Raw genomic sequence first — 20362 nt, 5'->3', positions numbered from 1 at the left:
ATTCGTTGCGTTGTCGAACTCAGCCCTTGGCATTGGTTTGGAGGCGTTTTGCTTAGGTAACGTTTACCTTCGACCTAGTCACCAAGACCAGCAGATGCACTTTTGTTTTGAATTAGCTCAATTTTATAGCCATCTGGGTCTTCCACAAACGCGATTTCTGTCGAGCCACCTTTTACTGGGCCCGGCTCACGGGTGATGTTTGCGCCGGCAGCGCGCAGAGCATCACAGGTCGCGTAGATATCATCTACACCAATGGCAATATGACCAAATGCTGAACCTTGCTCGTACTCAGTCGTGCCCCAGTTGTACGTCAACTCGATAACCGCACCCGTTGATTCGTCGCCATAACCCACGAATGCGAGTGTATATTCATACTGCTCATTTTCATTTTTACGGAGCAATTGCATGCCCATGACGTCGGTATAGAAGCCGATGGAACGATCCAAGTCGCCAACGCGGATCATGGTATGCAGAATACGACCGTTGCTCATGTTGCTCTCCTTAAATGAGGTTTCTGGCAGACAATGTCAATGTGATGCTGCCGCTTTAATCGATGAAATTGTACGGAAATTCGGGTCACTCGTCGGGGTAGATTTTATCTTTGAACTCGCAAAGATCTTCAATGACACAACTACCGCAGCGAGGCTTGCGAGCGACACAGGTATAACGGCCATGCAAAATAAGCCAGTGATGAACGTCGACTTTGAATTCTTTGGGAACCACTTTCAGTAGCTTTTGTTCAACGTCATCGACATTTTTACCCATCGCAAATTTGGTGCGATTTGATACGCGGAATATGTGCGTATCAACAGCAATGGTTGGCCATCCAAAAGCGGTGTTCAATACGACATTGGCTGTTTTCCTTCCGACACCAGGCAAGGCCTCCAATGCCGCGCGATCTTCAGGTATTTCCCCGCCGTGCTGCTCAACCAAAATCCGGCAAGTCTTGATGACGTTTTCAGCTTTTGAGTTAAACAAACCGATGGTCTTGATGTAAGACTTCACGCCGTCTACGCCAAGATCCAATATCGTCTGCGGCGTATTTGCTGCGGGGTAGAGCTTGTCCGTGGCTTTGTTGACACTGACATCCGTGGCTTGTGCAGAAAGCAGTACCGCGATCAGCAGTTCAAATGGCGAGTTCCAATTGAGCTCTGTTTCTGGATGCGGGTTTTCAGCTCGCAATCGCTCCAAAATCTGAATACGTTTTTCGCTATTCATTTTTCATCCATTGAAAAGTTGGTGTTAGTCAGCCGACGTGATGCGAGCACGTTCAATGACCGCTTTCTCTTTTGGTTGTTTTTTGGCTTGGCGTTCATCAATGACATTTTTGGCTGCAATGATAAATCCAACCGTCAAAAATGCGCCCGGTGGCAACATAGCAAGCAAGAATGGACTCTCGAAGTGAAACACTTCAATGCGAAGCCCTGCTGCCCAATCGCCCAGTAAGCGATCTGCACCATCAAATAGCGTACCGTTCCCCATTAGCTCACGGATAGCGCCCAGAACAACAAGAGCTGCGGTCATGCCCATCCCCATCCAAAAGCCATCTAGCGCAGAAGGCAATGGTGTGTTCTTTGAGGCAAAAGCTTCAGCACGACCAATAATGATGCAGTTGGTCACGATGAGGGGAATGAAAATCCCCAGAGATTGGTACAAGCCAAAAGCATAAGCGTTCATGAGTAGCTGAACACAAGTTACCAATGAGGCAATAATCATGACGAAAATTGGAATTCGGACTTCTTTGGGTACCCATTCGCGTACCAATGACACGATCAGGTTTGATCCAACTAATACGAGCAAGGTAGCAAGGCCGAGCCCTAATGCGTTTGTTACTGTCGCTGATACGGCCAAAAGAGGGCACAGGCCAAGTAGCTGAACCAGAGCTGGGTTGTTCAGCCACAGTCCATTCTTCATTAGTTCATTGTTTTGGCTCATGATGCATCTCCACAATTAAGCGGCTGACGAGTGATCGTGTCAATGTTTTGCATGGCGTACCATGCCGCACTTCTCGCTGCGCTGACCACGGCTCTAGGGGTGATGGTTGCCCCCGTAAATTGGTCAAACTGTCCACCGTCTTTGTAAACAGCCCAGCGTTTATCATCTGCACTTTCGACGGTTTTGTCACTAAGCGACAAAATCCAATCTGAAATGTTCAGGTCAATTTTGTCACCCAGTCCCGGTGTTTCGGCGTGTTTTAGTACACGCACGCCAAGTACTGTGTTGTTAGCATCGATACCGACTAAGACCTTAATGGCGCCATTGTATCCATCAGGCGCAATGGCTTCGATTGCCAGGGCGGTGGTTTTCCCCTCTTTGGTCGCGATGTAGACCGGCATAGGGGCGTCTGTACCTAAGCTTGCATTGCGCACTAGGGTGCATTGTTTCGCCAGCGCATTATCATGCAAATCCGCAGGGATAACTTGATTGAGAACCTGCAACAGTTGTATGCGTTCTTGTTCTGCAATGGTGTCTTTTGTCAGTGTGTTGGTTACTGCAACCAACCCTGTTGAAAGCAGCGCAGCCAGAGCCAGTATGGCCCCATTGTTTCGCATGGCGCGGATCATTTGCTTTCCTTCTTGTAGCCGTAAGCGGTGGGTTTGGTGTAGTAGTCGATCAACGGCACGCACATGTTGGCGATCAGAACGGCAAAGGCAACGCCATCTGGGAAGCCGCCAAAGGTTCGGATCAAATAGACGAGTGTGCCGATCATGGCACCGAACACCAATCGGCCTTTGGTTGTGGTAGAGGCAGAAACGGGATCAGTGGCAATGAAAAATGCCCCTAGCATAGTAGCGCCAGAAAACAGGTGAAGCACCGGAGAGGCTACTGCATCGGGACTGATTGCATACCCCATGGTACTTAACACTAACAGGGAACCTATCATGGCGGTTGGGATTTGCCATTGAATGATGCGCTGTTTGATGAGCGCCAATCCACCCACTAAGAACGCGACATTGACCCATCCCCAACCGATACCCGCAAAAGTGTCGAAAACCGGGAGTTGCACGGCTTCTGATACGGTATTACCCGCCAACAACGCGGTTTTTACCGTGTCTAGTGGTGTCGCCATGGTCATGCCATCGGCGGCAACGCGCAGTTGGTTAACGCTAAACCCGTCGGTGCTCAAGCCTGTGAAAATGCTTGATGCACTGTCCATAATGCCGAGTGGCTGTGCGATAAGAGAAACGGGTGGCAACCATGTGGTCATTTGCACAGGGAAAGAGATAAGCAATACGACGTAGGCAACCATAGCTGGGTTAAATGGGTTTTGCCCAAGGCCACCGTATAGGTGTTTGGCTATCACAATGGCAAACAAGCTACCAATGACCGCAATCCACCATGGTGCAAATGGCGGAATGGAAATACCGATTAATAAGCCAGTTAACAGCGCCGAGTTATCTTGCAGATAGCGTTTTACGGGACGTTTACGAAGGGCAACGACAGCCGCTTCGGCAAGCATGGCCGTTACTGACGCAATAGCAACTTGAAAAAGTACGCCCCAGCCAAAGAAATAACAGAGTGCCGCAATACCGGGTAGGGTACATAGCAACACCATCCTCATGATGTCGCTGGTACTTTTGCGGTTATGGCTGTGTGGACTACTGGCAATAAAAAAGGCCACGGTTACTCATCCTCATTATTAGTTTTATTCTGTGCAGCTTTACGTGCTTTGGCACGAGCAATGGCAGCGGCGACAGCGGCTTTCTTGGGATCAACGTTTGCGACTTCAGGTTCCGAAGCCGCGCTTTGTTCAGCGCTTGCGTCTTCCACTGGCGCATCGGTTTCGGCTTGCTGTGCAGCTTTACGTGCTTTGGCGCGGGCAATGGCAGCGGCTACCGCAGCTTTCTTTGGGTCAACGTCTGCGACTTCAGGTTCCGGAGTAGCGATTTGTTCAGCACTGGCGTCTTCCACTGGCGCATCGGTTTCGGCTTGCTGTGCGGCTTTACGTGCTTTGGCGCGGGCTATGGCAGCGGCTACCGCAGCTTTCTTGGGATCAACGTCTGCGACTTCAGGCTCCGAAGCAGCGCTCTGTTCAGCGACTACGTCTTCTTCTGGCGCATCGGTCTCAGCTTGTTGAGCGGCTTTACGTGCTTTGGCTCGGGCAATGGCAGCGGCGACCGCAGCTTTCTTGGGATCAACGTCTGCGGCTTCAGGCTCAGAAGCAGCACTCTGTTCAGCGACGACGTCTTCCACTGGCGCTTCGGTTTCAGCTTGTTGAGCGGCTTTACGTGCTTTGGCTCGGGCAATGGCAGCAGCAACAGCGGCTTTTTTCGGGTCCGCTTCAGAAGCTTCTTCCGTTGGGGCCTCAGCGTCGGGTTGTTGTGTCGCTTTACGTGCTTTGGCTCGGGCAATGGCGGCAGCAACAGCGGCTTTTTTCGGATCTGCTTCAGATGCTTCTTCTGTTGACGTCTCAGCGCCGGATTGCGGTGTCGCTTTACGTGCTTTGGCGCGAGCAATAGCAGCAGCAGCCGCCGCTTTCTTTGGATCGGCGTCAGTAGTTTCTGGCGATGAGGTCTCAGTCTCTGATTGTTCTGATGCTTTTCGCTCGCGTGCGAGACGTTTGCGTTCTTCACGCAACTGCTTCATTTCACTGTTGTCGGGTTCACTCAGTCCTTGAGCAGCGGCTTCCGCTTGCTTGGCTTTGGCCTTAGCAATTGCGGCGGCAACGGCGGGTTTAACGGCAGTGGCTGCATTTCCTTGCTCTGATTTCGCCTTTACGCGGGCAATAGCAGCAGCAATGGCATCGCCGTCGTCAGATTTCGCCATGGCTTGGCGGCGGTTTTCCGCAGCCTTTTTGTGGCGTTCTTCGCGTTGCTGCTTTTCACGCTCCATGCGAAGCTTTTTCGCTTCAAAACGTTCGCGGGCTCTTTCCGCAGCCAGTTTCTCAGCGTCACGCGTGCGAATTTCAGCCTTTGCTTGTCGGTAATACTGTACCAACGGAATTTCACTAGGGCAGACGTAAGCGCAAGCGCCGCATTCGATGCAATCGAAGAGGTCGTATTCTTGGCACTTGTCGAAATCTTGGTCTTTGGCATACCACTGCAATTGCTGAGGCAATAAAGATGCAGGGCAAACTTCCGCGCACGCACTGCAGCGAATACACGCCATCTCACCTTGCGAAGGAGATATTTCACGTTGGCCTGGAACCAAAATGCAGTTAGTCACTTTGGTGACTGGCACATCAGCATGCGGCACGGTATAGCCCATCATTGGGCCGCCAATGATCAGCCGTTCGAGTTTAGGGTCAGGTTGATAACCATGTTTGTCCAACAAGAAGCGAACCGGAGTGCCTAGTAGCGCCCAGCGGTTTCTTTGCTCATCCAGTGTCGTGCCGGTGAGGGTTACCACACGTTCAATGAGTGGCTCACCATCGATCACTGCGCGTTTAATGGCGAAAACCGTTCCGACGTTCTGCATCATTACGCCAATCGCGGCGGGAATGGATTTCGCTGGAACCTCTTTCCCTGTGATCAGTTTGATCAGTTGCTTCTCGCCACCAGACGGATATTTGGTAGGGACGACTTGTACCAAAATGTTTGATTTACCTACCGTCGCGGCTTTCAGGGCTGCAATGGCTTCGGGCTTATTGTCTTCGAGCGCGAGAACCGTCATTTGAGGCGTGACGATATGCTGCAGGACTTCAACACCTTGAATGATCTCTTCCGCGCGCTCTTGCATCAAGCGATCATCTGCGGTGATGTAAGGTTCACACTCAGCGCCATTGATGATCAGCACTTCTGTGCGAGCCAATGCCGTTTGTAGTTTTCGAGCGGAAGGGAAGCCGGCACCACCCATACCTGCAATACCCATCATTCGAATATGATCAATGAGTGTTTCTGGCGAGGCTTGGCTGAAATCAGATAGGCAGGTTTTCTCACACCACGCATCTTCAAAATCAGGGCGAATAACAATGCAGGTTTCGGATAAACCTGATGCATGCGCAATGGTACGTGGCTCTATGGCAATCACGTCTCCTGATGTTGGAGCATGAACAGGGCAGCACTGCAAAATATCTGATTTTGTCAGTGGTTGACCTTTTAGTACTTTGTCTCCGACGCTAACTAATACTTGTCCTGTCGTTCCGATGTGTTGCTTCAGCGGCAACACGATTTCATTTGGAATATCTGCGGGCAATATACCCTGTTCACTTGACTGACGTTTGTTTTCTGGTGGATGAATACCACCATGAAAATCCCAGACTTGGCCTTGTTTTATTTGTTCGATAAGGGCGCTCATGCTTTCTCAGCTCCCTTCGGCGGCGTGTCAGACAATTGAACAACAGGAATTTGTTCCAGCTGCCATTTCCAAGTTTCAGGTGTGGTTTTTACAGGGATCATTTCAATACAGTCAGTGGGGCAAGGGGCTACACACAAATCACAACCAGTGCACTCGTCTTTGATGATAGTGTGCATGGCTTTTGTGCTACCAATAATGGCGTCGACTGGGCAAGCTTGGATGCATTTTGTGCAACCAATACAGTCATCTTCGTAAATGAAAGCCACGGTCTTAACCGCTTCTTCTTCGTGAGCAGTTTCTGTTGCTTCAACACCCATAAGGTTAGCGAGCTTTTCAATAGTCGCTTGACCACCTGGAGGGCATTTATTGATGGTATCGCCATTGGCAATGGCTTGTGCGTAAGGACGGCAACCCGGATAGCCACATTGACCGCACTGTGTTTGAGGCAGAATGGCATCAATTTGTTCAACAATGGGGTCAGCTTCGACTTTGAAGCGAATAGAGGCAAACCCAAGCAAAATACCAAAAATAGCGGCAAGTACAGCAATCGCTAATACCGCAATTAAAATCCCGGTCATTACAGTTTCACCAACCCAGTAAAGCCCATAAATGCCAGCGACATAAGGCCAGCGGTGATCATCGCGATAGAAGCTCCGCGGAAAGGCTGAGGTACATCAGCCGCAGCAATTCGTTCACGCATTGCTGCAAAAAGAATCAGTACCAATGAGAAACCTGCTGCTGCGCCAAAACCATAGATAATGGACTCAATAAAGTTGTGTCTTTCATTGATGTTCAGCAGTGCGACGCCTAATACCGCGCAGTTGGTCGTAATGAGCGGCAGAAAAATACCGAGTAATCGGTAAAGTGTCGGGCTGGTTTTGTGCACCACCATTTCGGTGAATTGAACAACAACGGCGATCACGAGAATAAAACTAAGGGTACGCAAGTACTCTAGGCCTAACGGTGCTAACACATAGGTTTCGACCAAATAGGCGCTTATTGACGCGAGAGTCAATACAAAGGTGGTCGCCAACCCCATCCCAATTGCTGTTTCAAGTTTCTTGGAGACACCCATAAATGGGCATAGGCCAAGAAACTTAACCAACACAAAGTTGTTCACTAGGACAGTGCCGACAAGAAGCAACAAATACTCAGTCATGCCATTCTTCGAAAATTTATAAAGATCTTTGTATTATCGGCGTTTGACGCCGCTATAACAACAGATAGGCGGCAGGGTTTTTAGGCAAAATGCCGATAGCGAGCGATCTTTGAGCAAAAATGCATGTTGATTTACATGCGAGCAAACCATTAGTAACAGTTACGTAGAGTGATTTTCAAAGGGATCAATGTATCTGGAGGTAAAAGTGTCCGAACCATTCAACAAGGTTTCATTCATTGTCTGTCAGTGAAATGACGGTAGGTGTTGCTGAGGGGAACTATCAGCATAGGAACTGAAAAAAAGGCGAAAAAAAACCTAGTCAGAGGACTAGGTTTTCTAAAAGTGGCTCCCCCTGCAAGACTTGAACTTGCGACATACGGATTAACAGTCCGCCGTTCTACCGACTGAACTAAGGGGGAACAGATTGTGTGGCTTGCTCACTATCGCAAAGCGATAATCATCAAACCAATGATTCGTTATTAGAACAAACCATGAAAAGTGGCTCCCCCTGCAAGACTTGAACTTGCGACATACGGATTAACAGTCCGCCGTTCTACCGACTGAACTAAGGGGGAACAGATTGTGTGGCTTGTTCACTATCGCGTAGCGATAATCTCAAACCGATGACTCGTTCTACGAACCAATCATTTAAAATGTGGCGCCCTCTGTAAGACTTAACGGGGCCGCCTAGGCTTGCGACAAATCGCGAAGCGATAATCTCAAACCAAATGACTCGTTCAATGAACCAATCATTATAAAGTGGCTCCCCCTGCAAGACTTGAACTTGCGACATACGGATTAACAGTCCGCCGTTCTACCAACTGAACTAAGGGGGAATCTCTGAAAGCGGGGCGAATCTTAGCTATCACCCTTGAGGCTGTCAACCTTTGAAACAGCACAAATTGTCTATTTTAAATCATCTGATTATTGTGCGATCAGAGTTGGCTGCTTTTTTGTTCTAGTGGCTATATATGCAGCAGCATTTGGCTTAGATCTGCGGAATGAGAAAAATAAAATATTTGTGTAGAGGCAATGCCATTTGATTTTTGATGGTCGCCATCGTTAGGGGCAAAATGAGCACTCGACTTAGATTGGTCAAAAAACACACATCGTTTTTTGTTTGATGCTCAAATTGTCGCGATATTGATGAGTGAATTGCTTTGCGGGTGACTTGAAACTTTGTGATGTACCTCTCATTGGCCACTTTGGTGTGTGATTGGTCGATTAAGGGAGTATTTCATTAAAAATACATTGACATTACCAAGTGCTTTTAGTGATTGCTCTAGCAAAGGTTACCCACAAAATCTGTGGATAAGTATGTTAATCACAGCTTTTATCCCCATCAGTTGATCCTTTTCGATGGAAAAAAACACCAACCCAAACGATGTAGCCTTGGAATTCCGCGTAATGACAGTGTGTTGGGCATTAACTCTTAACTATTTGCCTTGTTCGAACAATATTAAGTTGTGCACATGGATTTGAGCTTTCAAGTTTTGAAACGCACACACAATTTTCAGTAAGGTGTTTGCGATGATACGGCAAATGAGACAAGCTAATTGAAGAAGGACTATCAAAAGGAAGAGATTGTGGAAGCCTTACCCAAATTGAACGTAAAGGGAAAAGTCAGCGATATTGAGTGGCAATGCCGCATCGATTTGGCTGCATGTTATCGCTTGGTCGCTGATATGGGATGGGGCGATTTGATTTATACCCACCTCTCTCTTCGTATCCCTGATACGGATACTTATCTGGTTAATGCATTTGGTGTGGCGTTTGACGAAGTGACAGCGTCAAACTTGGTGAAAGTCGATCTTCTCGGCAACATTCTCGACGATACCCCATTCGACATAAATCCTGCAGGATTTACGATTCACAGCGCCATTCACGAAGTGCGTCAGGATGCTCATTGTGTTATTCACTTGCATACCAATGAAACCATTGCCGTCGCAACCCAAAAAGAGGGGCTACAGCCGCTCAGTCAGTATTCTATGTTTTCGTTACCGTCTCTCTCTTATCACGCCTATGAAGGGCTGGCGGTTAATGATGAGGAAAGAAAGCGACTTCAAGCTGATTTAGGGAACACGAACCATATGTTGTTGGTTAACCATGGTGGTTTAACGCTGGGCCCGACGGTTGGCGATGCATTTATGCGTTTTTACGATATGCAGCGCGCTTGTGAAGTGCAATTAATGCTGCAGTCAGCCGGCAAGGACAATGTTCTTGTACCGCAGTCGATTCAAGATAATATTTTTGCACAGGCGAACGTGGTGCATTCAGGCGCAACGGGAGGTCAAAAGGCTTGGCCCTCTCTCTTGCGAAAAGCATGGCGTCTCGATCCCAGCTTTATAGAATAGACAGCTTTATGGAATAGAAAGCTTTATGGAATAAAAGCGCGTCATCGATATAGGTGACGTGTGTTAAACCGATTTGGAGTACAAGGATGAAAGTAACATCAGTTGAAGTGTTTGATATTCATTGCCCAGACCGTCCTACGTGGAATCCGGTGTTTGTGCGAATTCACACGGACGAAGGGATCAGTGGTGTTGGCGAAGCAGGCTTAGCATACGATTTAGGCCATAGTGCTGCGGCGCATATGGTGAAAGAAATGGCGGAAGCCTTTCTTATCGGGCATGACCCGTTTCAAACAGAAAAATTGTGGTCTCGCATGTTACGAGAGAGCTTCTGGGGGCTTGGTGGTGGCCCTGTGGTTTATGCAGCAATGAGTGCGATTGATACTGCGCTTTGGGATATTAAAGGCAAAGCATTGAACTTACCTGTTTACCAATTGTTGGGTGGCAAGGTAAATGACAAGCTTCGCACTTATGCTTCGCAGTTACAGTTTGATTGGGATAAAGACTTCAAAGCCCTCTCTCGTCCTGAGGAATACGCCGAGGCTGCATTAAAAGCCATTGCTGAAGGGTACGACGCCGTGAAGGTCGACCCGATTATGTATGATAAAGACGGCAACACGTATTATGAGCGTACAAAGATCATTTCTCGTGCAGAAATGAAACTGTACCGCGCTCGCATGCAGGCCATTCGTGAAGCAGTTGGCGATGAAGTGGATATCATTTTTGAATGCCATAGCCTTCCTGGCGCGACAACTGCGATTCAGTTAGGCGAGATTGCCGAAGAGTTTGACTGCATGTATTACGAAGAGCCAGTCAACTACTTGAACCATTCTTTGCATGCAAAAGTAGCGGACAAAGTGAAAGTCCCTATCGCCGGTGGCGAGCGTTTGTATAACCGCTGGGGTGTAAGACCGTATCTAGAAGATCAGAGTGTTGACGTACTGCAGCCAGATATTGGTTTGTGTGGTGGCTTCACCGAAACGAAAAAGGTGTGTGATTACGCTGATATCTTTGATGTTCGTATTCAAGCGCACGTTTGTGGTGGGCCTGTGGCAACTGCAGCGTCATTGCATTTGGAAACGGCGATTCCGAACTTCCTTATTCATGAGCATCACACTTATGCCATCAAGGCTTGGAATCGCGAACTATGTATTCAGGACCCACAGCCTGTAAATGGTTTCTTTGAAGTGTCAGAAGCGCCGGGTATCGGCATTGAGCTTAATGATGACGTGGTAATGCGTTCGCCGCGTATAGTCATCAAATAGTTGATCATGATGTGATACCAAAACAGCGAATCAAGAATAAACAACCCGTATTTAGCGGGTTGTTTTTTTTCGGGCAAGAAACGATTAAAGATGTGCCTTGCAGCAAAACATCACCAAAGATTAATAGACACTAGCAGCGGTAGATCTAGAAGCGATAAAAACGCTGGGTATTGGAAAAGCAAAGCTTCTCGCGTGTTTCTGTACTCATGGACAGTTGTCCATATGTCGCCCAAAGATCGTGATAGCTTGAACGAAATTGGCAAAGTGGAAAGTTGCTCGCCAACATCACTCTGTCTTCCCCAAAGTAAGCCATTAGCTGTGCAATACGCTCCGCCATGATTCGTGAATCATATGCTCGGTCGACCATCTCCCAACCTGACGCTTTAACATGCACGTTGGGATTTGACGCAAGACGTTGGAGATTCTTTGCCCATGTATCGTTGTGCTGCGGCGGAAACCCCGCATGATTAAAGGCAATACTGAGTGTAGGGATCGACTCCATGACTGAGAGAAGTGCAGTAACTGCAGAGGTGTTTACCCCCTCGAACTGGGCTTCAAAGATAAGATTGGCGTCTGCAATTACCTTTAGATTCGCCTGTACATTCTCATCACTTAGCAAAGCCTCTGCATCGTCATCGAGAATGTGTCTGACGCCCACCACAGAGTTGTAGAGACAAAGTGCTGAAACCTGTTCAACAAACTCAGTGCGAGGCAGAGTGAGGTCAACACAGCCAATCGTTCTTAGTGGCAAAGAAACGGTTTCTTCTAACCACGCGATCTCACGCCAAGGTTGCGCATTATCAAATCCCGCTTCGATGTGCACGATCCCAGAAAGCTGCTGTGGTTTTGATAACGTCAGATTGGCTTCAGACCAATTTCGACAAATCATCGACTTGTCAGGCCAGAAGGGCGGATTGCCATCTCGTACCCAGCCATATTGTCCGCGTTGTAAATCGAACAAATGAAGGTGAGCGTCAATAACTTCCATCACTTACTGCGCCGTGTAGCCGCCGTCGACGGCATGCAGGCTTCCTGTGATAAAGCTGGCTTTGTCGCTGGCAAGGAAAACAACGAGATTGGCGATTTCTTCCGGTTGCGCGATGCGTCCGAGTGGTTGCAGTTTGCCTTCTTCTTGGTGAATCTCGTCTTTATTTGCTCCTGATCGCGCACAATAGTTGTCGATGGCGTTGTGATAAAGCGGCGTCTCTGTCGTTCCTGCACAAACAGCATTCGCGCGAATGTTGTAGCTCGCGTAATCCAGCGCAGTGGTTTTTGCCATAGAGGCAATGGCATGCTTGCTGAGGTTATAGGCAAATGAATTTTGTTTCGCGACGGTACATTGATCCGAGCCTAACAAGACAATGCTGCCTTTGTTGGCCGCTTTCATTGCAGGTAAACAGGCACGAATAGCAAAGTAGGCCCCTTTCACATTGATGGCCAACACGCGGTCTAAATCCGCTTCGCTGGTATTTTCAATGGTTGAGCTAAAGTGAATGCCAGCATTGCATACCAACACATCGATAGTGCTATGGTCAGCCACAATCTGGTCAACCGCAGTTTGTACTGCGTCAGTATCTGTCACATTGCACTCAATCCAATGCCCTGAAGGTCCCTGTTGTAGATCCAAGCTGTAGGTGTTGTAACCTTCTGCAATCAAGCCTTGAACTACAGCGAGCCCAATACCCGCAGATCCACCTGTTACGACTGCGACCTTATTCATTTTATTCCTCGATGTGTGAGCCGAAATCAATAGTCCCGCACTGACGGGTACCTAAGATTTATGGCTCGTAATTTCTCTAACCTATGACCGTGATGATCTGCGGGTAAACAAAAGAAGTCAACTGGCTCAAGGCATTGCTCCTAACAAAAGAAAACCTGTAGGAAATTGGCATGTCAGTGCTTTGTCAGTTGACTTAGTGCTATCAGAGGGGAAAATGAAGGGTTCGAAATCACTAGGATGCATCATGGTTAAAACCTTTAACTTACATTCGCCTTTCAAACCTGCGGGTGATCAGCCAACGGCGATTAACCAACTATTGGAAGGGTTGGACTCGGGTTTAGCACACCAAACATTGTTGGGTGTTACTGGTTCGGGGAAAACGTATACCATGGCCAATGTTATCGCCGAGACGGGCAGGCCGACCATGATCCTAGCGCCCAACAAAACGTTGGCTGCGCAGCTCTATGGGGAGATGCGAGAGTTTTTCCCTGAGAATGCTGTCGAGTATTTTGTTTCTTATTACGACTATTACCAGCCAGAAGCCTATGTGCCTTCAACAGATACCTTTATCGAGAAAGATGCATCGATAAATGAACACGTCGAACAAATGCGTTTGTCTGCCACCAAGGCCTTGATGGAACGACGTGATGTGGTGATCGTCGCCTCAGTATCCGCCATTTATGGTTTGGGTGACCCCAATTCGTATTTGAAAATGATGCTTCACTTGCGCCGTGGTGACGTGATCGATCAGCGAAGCATCCTGCGTCGTTTGGCAGAGATCCAATATAGTCGCAACGATCAGGCATTTACTCGCGGTACATTTCGAGTGCGTGGAGAGGTTATTGATGTCTTCCCTGCTGAATCTGATCGAGATGCTATTCGCGTTGAACTGTTTGATGGGGAAGTGGAATGTATCAGCATCTTTGATCCGCTGACGGGCGCGATTTCTGAACGCGATTTACCGCGTTGCACTATCTACCCCAAAACGCACTATGTGACGCCTCGCGAACGAATCATGGAAGCGATTGAGCACATCAAAGTCGAGTTGGTGGATCGTAAGAAAGTGCTTTTGGAAAACAATAAGCTGATTGAAGAGCAACGCATTTCGCAGCGCACTTTGTTTGACCTTGAAATGATGCAAGAGCTTGGTTATTGCTCGGGCATCGAAAACTACTCTCGCTACTTGAGTGGTCGAAACGACGGCGAGCCACCGCCGACTTTGTTTGATTACTTGCCTGCAGACGGTTTATTGATCATTGATGAATCCCACGTCACGGTGCCTCAGATAGGCGCCATGTATAAAGGGGATCGATCTCGAAAAGAAAACCTCGTGGAATATGGTTTCAGGTTGCCGTCCGCACTTGATAACCGACCATTGAAGTTTGATGAATTTGAGTCGATCGCACCGCAAACCGTGTATGTCTCTGCAACACCCAGTGTCTACGAGATAGAAAAATCAGACGGTGAAATCGCGGAGCAAGTTGTACGACCAACAGGGCTGCTTGATCCTGTTATTGAAGTGCGACCTGTTACGACGCAAGTTGACGACCTTCTCTCTGAGATTCGTATCCGAGAGACGAAAAATGAACGCGTGCTAGTGACGACGCTGACTAAGCGCATGGCGGAAGACCTCACTGAGTACCTTGAAGAACATGGGGTACGCGTTCGGTACTTGCACTCTGATATCGACACCGTTGAACGTATTGAGATTATTCGAGATCTTCGACTGGGTGAATTTGATGTGCTGGTGGGCATTAACTTGCTTCGAGAAGGTCTGGATATGCCAGAAGTTTCTTTGGTGGCGATTTTGGATGCTGACAAAGAAGGGTTCTTGCGTTCAGAGCGGTCTCTTATTCAGACCATCGGACGCGCCGCGCGTAACTTAAGTGGTAAAGCGATTCTCTATGGCGATAGTATTACCAAATCAATGCGCAAAGCGATTGATGAAACCGAGCGCCGTCGGGAGAAGCAAGAGGCGTATAATACTGAGCACGGAATTGTGCCGCAAAAGCTCAACAAAAAAGTTTCCGATATCATGGAAATGGGCGGCAAGCGTAAATCTCAGAAGCCGAAAGTGACCCCGTCGTTGAAAGCGGTCGCAGAGGAAGACGCAATGTATGAAAGCAAGTCGCCTCAGCAGATCGAAGCTCGCATACAGAAACTGGAAACGCAGATGTATGAGGCAGCTCAAAACTTAGAATTTGAAACTGCTGCGGGTCTGCGAGATGAAATATCTACGCTTCGTACCCTGTTTATCCAAAATAGCTAAAAAAAAAGCCAACCGTAAAGTGTCGGTTGGCTATCTTGTTTCAGTGAACGAAGTGCTCACAAACAACGTCAGTTGGCTAGGTGACCCAGAAGGGTCGAATTAACTAAAGCATTTAGCATGCCAACTTTGATAATCACTTATAGAAGGTATACTCAACGGACTCCATGCCGCGCAATTGCAATTTCTTTTGCAAATTGCAATGCAAAACGCGTGCAATTTTGCCTAGTTACTGAAATTCAGCGTTATACTTGAAACATGATTTTCGAGATTAATAAAAATTTATAGAATTATAGCGGGGGTTCAATGCTAGGTTCTGGCGCTAAGAAGCGCGTTCTGATGGTGGAAGATACCGCATCAGTGGCTGCGTTATACAAATCGTATCTCAACCCGTTAGATGTCGACGTTGAGATAGCAACTACAGGCCAACAGGCTTTAGAACATTTTTCTTCTGGGCATACTTTTTCGCTGATCTTACTGGATCTGCGTTTGCCTGATATTTCTGGTTTTGACGTGTTGGCTGAAATTAGAAAACATCAACCGGAAATTCCTGTTGTCATTATGACTGCGCATGGCTCTATTGATGCTGCGGTAGAAGCGCTGCGTTACGGCGCCAGTGATTTTTTAATTAAACCATGTGAAGCCGAGTTGCTGCGCGCAACGGTGAATAATGCGCTAAAGCCAAAAAGTAAAACAGCGAGTGCCGCCCAAGAGGGTTCGTATTACGGATTTATTGGGCAAAGCTTGTCCATGCAGGCTGTTTACCGCGTGATTGAATCTGCTGCGCCAAGCAAAGCAACGGTATTTATTACTGGTGAAAGCGGCACAGGGAAAGAAGTGTGTGCAGAGGCTGTTCACGCGGCCAGTGCTCGCGCTCAAAAGCCCTTCGTTGCCATTAACTGTGCTGCCATTCCTAAAGATTTGATCGAGAGTGAATTGTTCGGTCATATGAAAGGTGCGTTTACCGGTGCGGCCTCTGAACGAGAGGGCGCTGCTGAGCTGGCGGACGGCGGTACCTTGTTCCTCGATGAAATCTGCGAAATGGATTTAGATCTCCAATCTAAACTACTGCGATTTATTCAAACGGGTTCATTTCAAAAGGTAGGCTCTTCCAAAGTTAAGCATGTAGATGTTCGCTTTATTTGTGCGACGAATAGAGACCCGTGGGTAGAGGTATCAAAAGGTAATTTTAGAGAAGACCTCTATTACCGTTTGCATGTCATCCCATTGGGGTTGCCGCCACTTAGAGATCGCGGTGAAGACGTCATTGAAATTGCTCAGTCGTTGTTACTGATGTTTGCCATGGAAGAAGGGAAAGAGTTCCGCTCCTTTAGCGAAGGGGTGACGCAACGTCTTCTAAACTACGAATGGCCTGGCAACGTTAGACAATTACAGAACGTTATTCGCAATACTGTTGTGCTGCATAGTGGGCAAGAAGTAACAGAAAATATGCTACCCCCACCGCTGTCTCACGTTTCTGGTGTCAAAATTGCATCACAGCCTCCTATAAGAAATGCTCAGGTAGCAATCGAGCGAGTAAATGATGGTGGATTCTCAGCGGCGACTGAAATGTTGAAGCAAGGAATCGCAAGCAAAGCGGACATTGAACCTTTGTGGTTGGTGGAGAAGCGAGCAATACAAATTGCGATCGATGCCTGTGATGGCAATATCCCGCAAGCTGCTGGTCTCTTAGAAGTTAGTCCATCCACTATTTATCGTAAGCTGCAGAGTTGGCAAGAATCTCAATAGAAGGAAAATGTTTATGGCGTCCATAGTGAACCATGAAACGTTGCGGCGGCTGGCAGTAGAAGTAGGCGAAGAAACTGTATCTTCGCTTTTGGTCGTTTTTAGCGATGAATTAAGTCGCTACTCAGATGAATTATCTGAAACACCGAGCGTGATGCAAGTACGTGAAATTAGTCATGCAATAAAGAGTAGCGCAGCGAGTTTTGGTGCCGACGAGCTGGCAGAATTGGCTCGCGAGTGTGAGTCACGTGTCAAGCTAGGTCAGGAGTCATGGGTTCATGAGCAACTGCCTCGCTTGACATCGATGATTGAAGGTACTGCATCTCAGTACAAGGCGTTAGCTAGCAGACAAGATCTTTTTGATAGATAGAGACAACTTGTCTCTATCATGCCTCCACTGGTGGTTGGCGGACGCAAGGTCCTCAACCACCTGCTGATAACTGTCCTCAAGTTCGTCGTCCAAGTCTGGGCCCAAAACAATATCAATCGCTCTGCCTCCCATTGAACGTTCACACCAAGAAAGCATCGTTTTTAACGACATCGCGCCAGCAGGTCCTGTTTCTTTTCCAAGGTTTCGAACGAACACAACTTTGGCTTGGGTTTGCTTGAGTGCGCGACTGATCTCTGGCAGTAAAAGAGGTGGCATGATGCTGGTTAAGAAACTACCAGGGCCCAGTATCACCAGATCGGCATCGTTGATTGCAGATACCGCTTCTTTGGTTGCTGGAACAACGGGATCAAGCATGAGCCTCGCGGGTGGCTCGGGCAAATCATCTACGTCAGTTTCACCTGAGATCACGACCCCGGCTCTGGTTTGTGCGGCAAGGTCAGCGGGGTGCTCAGACATGGGAACAATGTTAGTGGTTACTTTCAGCATGTCACGAATTAGGTTGATGGCTTCTAATGGTCGAATCGACAGATTATCAAGCGCAGTCAACATAAGATTCCCTAGGTTATGACCGTCTAGCTCGCCATTTCCCTTGAATCGATACTCGAAAATCATTGAACCGATGGAGGGCTCAGTAATGAGCTGATTGATGCAATTGCGGGTGTCTCCCCAAGCAATACCCCCCTGACAGGCGCGAATTCTGCCTGTTGAGCCGCCATTGTCAGTGGTAGTGACAATACCCGTAACATTTTCCCCGTACTCGCTCAGTGCTGAAAGCATACGTCCAAGCCCATGCCCACCGCCGATAGCTACGATTGTTTGATTGTTTTTGTTGGTCGTCATCGCAATTACTTTTGTTGTTGTATATAGAAATAATAAGGCATAGATCGTAAAAACTGTCACAATCTTCTGCTTTTCATTGATTGTTTTGATTTTTAGATCACGAGAAACGAAAAAAAAGACCAGATTTCATCTGATCTTTTCTAGAAAAGTGAGGATGTTTAGTGGGGGTCTTTCATCAAGCTCAGAAGATATTCAGCGGTATCGCTGCAAGAGTTCGCCGCCATTAGCACCTGCTTCTCACTGGCTGGAATAGGCAATAGCTCCAACCAGCGTTGGCACAACCAGCTCAAGTTATCGAAATTTGGCGCCTTGTGAAGAGAGCTGAGTTCAGGGTATCTGTCGAACATGATTTGTAGTCGTTCTGCCAATGGGGCTGCATCGTTGCTCACTGCACGCTCTGGCCATTTAGGTAAAGGCTGGCATTGTGCTTCCAATATCCCTGAGTCATTTTCTTTGATGTTATCAATCACAAAGCTCTCATGACCACATACGGTGATTGTCAAAGCGCCATCGTCACTGGCCATGTTGAAGTCTTCAATCGTCACTCGTGTTCCGATGCCAGCGCCAATAGGGCTGGTTTCATCCATGCAAACGCCAAGATCCAAACCGTGCTGCATGGCATATTTCACGGTATTGAGTTGTTCTCCTTGCACCACGCGAAGCGGAAGACGGCCAGAAGGTAAGATATGACGATTATTAAACAAGATTGGTAGTGTGATTGCCATCGAGAGCTCCCAGTCATATGCTTGCAGCGATTGTTATGTTGGCTAGTTGCCTATGTATGCTGCGCATTATTGTCATTGGTTTATACCCCGAGTGATATGTGGCTGACTCGGGAAGTACCGGAACTACTTAGATACCTGTGTCTTTCAATCCATACTGCAAATTCAATGCCTACTAAACTACGCCCAGTTTCTGCGTCTTGTCTGGTGGTCATTGCAAATTGCATTTCAAAACTGCAAATTTTGAAAACCAAAATGCTAACGATTGGCTGGCACAATACTCTTAAAGTGTAAGCCTTGTTCATCACAATGAAGGAAAAAAGCTTCTTCATCTCATTTGGGCATAGAAACTGCCAGTGTATAGATCGAAGACAAATTGTGCTTTAAGGTTGAGTGTTAGGTCTGTTTGTGTTTTGAGACGGTAAGCAATTAGTTATCAAAATGCCTTCTCAAGACAAAAGTGCCCCTCGTTTATTGTTAATAGATGACATAGTTTGCTAAATTAACCCTACTGGTTTGAGGTTTTGTTTAAAACGTGCCTCTTACTTCAATGACTCCGAAGCCTAGTTCGCTAAGTTCACCTGAATATGGGTGCTAGGCCGTGACATTATGTCACCAGGGCGGCCATAGAAATGTGTCCGTCTCCCGTATTTGGAAAGGTGTTTTGTGGCTGTTCAATTTCAAGATTCTTTCGATCGCAAGTTTTACTACTTGCGGTTGTCGATTACAGACGTGTGTAACTTTCGGTGCACCTATTGCTTGCCGGATGGTTATAAACCTACCCAGAAGAATTCAAGCTTTCTTTCCCTCGATGAGTTGCGTCGAGTGGTTGCGGCGTTTGCTGATTGCGGAACATCAAAAGTCCGTATCACCGGTGGTGAACCCAGCTTAAGAAAAGACTTCACTGATATTATTTCGATGATCTCGGCCCAAGCAGGCATCGAGAAAGTTGCTATGACGACAAACGGTTATCGTTTGGCTCAAAAAGCCCAGGAATGGCGAGATGCGGGCCTAACTAACATCAATGTCAGTATCGATAGCCTTGACCCTCGTATGTTCCATCAGATCACGGGTGAGAATAAGTTTCATCAAGTGATGAAAGGGCTCGATGCTGCGTTTGATGCGGGATTTTCGCAAGTCAAAGTCAATGCCGTGTTGCTGAAAGACTTAAACAGTGGTGAGTTACCCGCTTTTTTACGTTGGATCAAAAGCCGTCCTATCCAATTGCGTTTTATCGAGTTGATGCAAACAGGTGAGATGGACTCTCTTTTTGAAAAACACCATCAATCTGGCGTTTCTATTCGTAATCATCTGCTTGCTAATGGTTGGGGTATGAAAGTGCGAGAGGCGAGTGATGGGCCAGCAGAGGTCTACTGTCACCCTGACTATCTCGGTGAAATTGGTCTCATCATGCCGTACAAAAAAGATTTCTGTCATTCTTGTAATCGCTTACGTGTTTCTGCGCTGGGTAAACTCCACATGTGCCTCTTTGGCGATTACGGTGTTGAACTACGTGATTTGCTGCAAGAAGACTCGCAAGAGGCTGCTTTGATTGCACGTATTCAAGGCCAGCTCTCACACAAAAAAGAAAGCCACTTTCTAGATCAGGGGCATACCGGCATGACGCCGCACCTGGCATCCATCGGCGGTTAATACCGTTCATTG

At 47.6% G+C, this 20362-nt stretch carries 18 protein-coding genes, 3 tRNA genes and 1 riboswitch; of the genes, 6 read left to right on the top strand and 15 right to left on the bottom strand.

From position 1 onward, the window contains the following. Positions 1 to 74 precede the first annotated feature (74 nt). The 11 genes from gloA to Q365_RS0107775 all read right to left on the bottom strand — a co-directional run bounded on the left by gloA (position 75) and on the right by Q365_RS0107775 (position 8232). Complete coding sequence (gene gloA, locus Q365_RS0107825) at positions 75 to 491, bottom strand: lactoylglutathione lyase (RefSeq protein WP_028022819.1); 417 nt, start codon at positions 489 to 491, stop codon at positions 75 to 77. Between the two features lie 85 nt (positions 492 to 576). Beyond that, a complete protein-coding gene (gene nth / locus Q365_RS0107820) occupies positions 577 to 1218 on the bottom strand; it encodes an endonuclease III (protein WP_028022818.1) in 642 nt (213 codons plus the stop codon). A 24-nt stretch (positions 1219 to 1242) separates the two neighbouring features. Next, entirely contained in the window at positions 1243 to 1935 is a 693-nt protein-coding gene (locus Q365_RS0107815; RefSeq protein WP_028022817.1) for an electron transport complex subunit E, read from the bottom strand. Then, a complete protein-coding gene (gene rsxG / locus Q365_RS0107810; RefSeq protein ID WP_028022816.1) occupies positions 1932 to 2564 on the bottom strand; it encodes an electron transport complex subunit RsxG in 633 nt (210 codons plus the stop codon). Before rsxG ends, Q365_RS0107815 begins: the two co-directional genes overlap by 4 nt. Then, complete coding sequence (gene rsxD / locus Q365_RS0107805) at positions 2561 to 3622, bottom strand: electron transport complex subunit RsxD (protein ID WP_028022815.1); 1062 nt, start codon at positions 3620 to 3622, stop codon at positions 2561 to 2563. The genes rsxG and rsxD overlap by 4 nt, the downstream gene beginning before the upstream one ends. A gap of 2 nt (positions 3623 to 3624) precedes the next feature. Continuing rightward, positions 3625 to 6237 (bottom strand): electron transport complex subunit RsxC, encoded by a 2613-nt coding sequence (gene rsxC / locus Q365_RS0107800; protein ID WP_028022814.1) that lies wholly within the window; start codon positions 6235 to 6237, stop codon positions 3625 to 3627. Then, the gene (gene rsxB, locus Q365_RS0107795; RefSeq protein WP_028022813.1) at positions 6234 to 6815 is read right to left on the bottom strand and encodes an electron transport complex subunit RsxB; all 582 of its coding nucleotides are present in this window, start codon (positions 6813 to 6815) and stop codon (positions 6234 to 6236) included. The genes rsxC and rsxB overlap by 4 nt, the downstream gene beginning before the upstream one ends. Next, positions 6815 to 7396 (bottom strand): electron transport complex subunit RsxA, encoded by a 582-nt coding sequence (gene rsxA / locus Q365_RS0107790; protein WP_028022812.1) that lies wholly within the window; start codon positions 7394 to 7396, stop codon positions 6815 to 6817. The genes rsxB and rsxA overlap by 1 nt, the downstream gene beginning before the upstream one ends. A gap of 343 nt (positions 7397 to 7739) precedes the next feature. Beyond that, positions 7740 to 7815: transfer RNA gene (locus Q365_RS0107785), tRNA-Asn, on the bottom strand. Positions 7816 to 7895: 80 nt separating this feature from the next. Next, a tRNA-Asn gene (locus tag Q365_RS0107780) sits at positions 7896 to 7971 on the bottom strand. A 185-nt stretch (positions 7972 to 8156) separates the two neighbouring features. Continuing rightward, positions 8157 to 8232: transfer RNA gene (locus tag Q365_RS0107775), tRNA-Asn, on the bottom strand. A gap of 750 nt (positions 8233 to 8982) precedes the next feature. Here Q365_RS0107775 and Q365_RS0107770 point away from each other — a divergent pair. Together Q365_RS0107770 and Q365_RS0107765 are read left to right on the top strand one after the other, a co-directional pair. After that, a complete protein-coding gene (locus Q365_RS0107770; RefSeq protein ID WP_028022811.1) occupies positions 8983 to 9750 on the top strand; it encodes a class II aldolase/adducin family protein in 768 nt (255 codons plus the stop codon). Positions 9751 to 9836: 86 nt separating this feature from the next. Next, a complete protein-coding gene (locus tag Q365_RS0107765) occupies positions 9837 to 11012 on the top strand; it encodes a mandelate racemase/muconate lactonizing enzyme family protein (protein ID WP_028022810.1) in 1176 nt (391 codons plus the stop codon). A gap of 145 nt (positions 11013 to 11157) precedes the next feature. Here Q365_RS0107765 and Q365_RS0107760 read toward each other — a convergent pair whose 3' ends face one another. Both Q365_RS0107760 and Q365_RS0107755 read right to left on the bottom strand, forming a co-directional pair. Next, positions 11158 to 12000, bottom strand: coding sequence for an amidohydrolase family protein (locus tag Q365_RS0107760; protein ID WP_028022809.1), 843 nt, complete (start codon positions 11998 to 12000; stop codon positions 11158 to 11160). A gap of 3 nt (positions 12001 to 12003) precedes the next feature. Further along, positions 12004 to 12732 carry an SDR family NAD(P)-dependent oxidoreductase gene (locus Q365_RS0107755; protein WP_028022808.1) on the bottom strand — a complete coding sequence of 243 codons (729 nt, stop codon included), beginning with the start codon at positions 12730 to 12732 and terminating at the stop codon, positions 12004 to 12006. A gap of 244 nt (positions 12733 to 12976) precedes the next feature. Here Q365_RS0107755 and uvrB point away from each other — a divergent pair, with 244 nt between their 5' ends. The 3 genes from uvrB (at position 12977) to Q365_RS0107740 (ending at position 17114) form a co-directional block, all read left to right on the top strand. After that, positions 12977 to 15001, top strand: a complete 2025-nt coding sequence (gene uvrB, locus Q365_RS0107750; RefSeq protein ID WP_028022807.1) for an excinuclease ABC subunit UvrB — start codon at positions 12977 to 12979, stop codon at positions 14999 to 15001. 303 nt (positions 15002 to 15304) lie between these two features. Beyond that, positions 15305 to 16747: a quorum-sensing sigma-54 dependent transcriptional regulator LuxO gene (luxO, locus tag Q365_RS0107745; RefSeq protein WP_028022806.1), complete on the top strand. Its 1443-nt coding sequence runs from the start codon at positions 15305 to 15307 to the stop codon at positions 16745 to 16747. A 13-nt stretch (positions 16748 to 16760) separates the two neighbouring features. Continuing rightward, complete coding sequence (locus tag Q365_RS0107740; protein WP_028022805.1) at positions 16761 to 17114, top strand: Hpt domain-containing protein; 354 nt, start codon at positions 16761 to 16763, stop codon at positions 17112 to 17114. Here Q365_RS0107740 and yvcK read toward each other — a convergent pair. Both yvcK and Q365_RS0107730 read right to left on the bottom strand, forming a co-directional pair. Next, positions 17082 to 17975 (bottom strand): uridine diphosphate-N-acetylglucosamine-binding protein YvcK, encoded by an 894-nt coding sequence (gene yvcK / locus Q365_RS0107735; RefSeq protein WP_028022804.1) that lies wholly within the window; start codon positions 17973 to 17975, stop codon positions 17082 to 17084. The two genes, Q365_RS0107740 and yvcK, sit on opposite strands and share 33 nt — an antisense overlap. Before the next feature lie 158 nt (positions 17976 to 18133). Continuing rightward, on the bottom strand, positions 18134 to 18700 hold the full coding sequence (locus tag Q365_RS0107730; protein ID WP_028022803.1) for an LON peptidase substrate-binding domain-containing protein: 567 nt from the start codon (positions 18698 to 18700) through the stop codon (positions 18134 to 18136). Positions 18701 to 19239: 539 nt separating this feature from the next. Further along, positions 19240 to 19375: riboswitch (molybdenum cofactor riboswitch) on the top strand. On the opposite strand from Q365_RS0107730, the gene moaA reads away from it, so the two are divergent. Then, entirely contained in the window at positions 19364 to 20350 is a 987-nt protein-coding gene (gene moaA / locus Q365_RS0107725; RefSeq protein WP_028022802.1) for a GTP 3',8-cyclase MoaA, read from the top strand. It overlaps the preceding riboswitch by 12 nt. Positions 20351 to 20362 lie beyond the last annotated feature (12 nt).

The organism is Enterovibrio calviensis DSM 14347, assembly GCF_000621165.1.
Lineage (GTDB): Bacteria > Pseudomonadota > Gammaproteobacteria > Enterobacterales > Vibrionaceae > Enterovibrio > Enterovibrio calviensis.
This window is presented reverse-complemented; position numbering and strand designations above follow the sequence as displayed.

Coding starts and splice junctions, on each gene's coding strand:
- nth (WP_028022818.1), bottom strand. CDS start 1,218: ATGAATAGCGAAAAACGTATTCAGATTTTGGAGCGATTGCGAGCTGAA.
- Q365_RS0107760 (WP_028022809.1), bottom strand. CDS start 12,000: ATGGAAGTTATTGACGCTCACCTTCATTTGTTCGATTTACAACGCGGA.
- Q365_RS0107730 (WP_028022803.1), bottom strand. CDS start 18,700: ATGGCAATCACACTACCAATCTTGTTTAATAATCGTCATATCTTACCT.
- Q365_RS0107740 (WP_028022805.1), top strand. CDS start 16,761: ATGGCGTCCATAGTGAACCATGAAACGTTGCGGCGGCTGGCAGTAGAA.
- uvrB (WP_028022807.1), top strand. CDS start 12,977: ATGGTTAAAACCTTTAACTTACATTCGCCTTTCAAACCTGCGGGTGAT.
- yvcK (WP_028022804.1), bottom strand. CDS start 17,975: ATGACGACCAACAAAAACAATCAAACAATCGTAGCTATCGGCGGTGGG.
- rsxB (WP_028022813.1), bottom strand. CDS start 6,815: ATGACCGGGATTTTAATTGCGGTATTAGCGATTGCTGTACTTGCCGCT.
- gloA (WP_028022819.1), bottom strand. CDS start 491: ATGAGCAACGGTCGTATTCTGCATACCATGATCCGCGTTGGCGACTTG.
- Q365_RS0107765 (WP_028022810.1), top strand. CDS start 9,837: ATGAAAGTAACATCAGTTGAAGTGTTTGATATTCATTGCCCAGACCGT.
- Q365_RS0107755 (WP_028022808.1), bottom strand. CDS start 12,732: ATGAATAAGGTCGCAGTCGTAACAGGTGGATCTGCGGGTATTGGGCTC.
- rsxG (WP_028022816.1), bottom strand. CDS start 2,564: ATGATCCGCGCCATGCGAAACAATGGGGCCATACTGGCTCTGGCTGCG.
- rsxC (WP_028022814.1), bottom strand. CDS start 6,237: ATGAGCGCCCTTATCGAACAAATAAAACAAGGCCAAGTCTGGGATTTT.
- rsxA (WP_028022812.1), bottom strand. CDS start 7,396: ATGACTGAGTATTTGTTGCTTCTTGTCGGCACTGTCCTAGTGAACAAC.
- luxO (WP_028022806.1), top strand. CDS start 15,305: ATGCTAGGTTCTGGCGCTAAGAAGCGCGTTCTGATGGTGGAAGATACC.
- Q365_RS0107815 (WP_028022817.1), bottom strand. CDS start 1,935: ATGAGCCAAAACAATGAACTAATGAAGAATGGACTGTGGCTGAACAAC.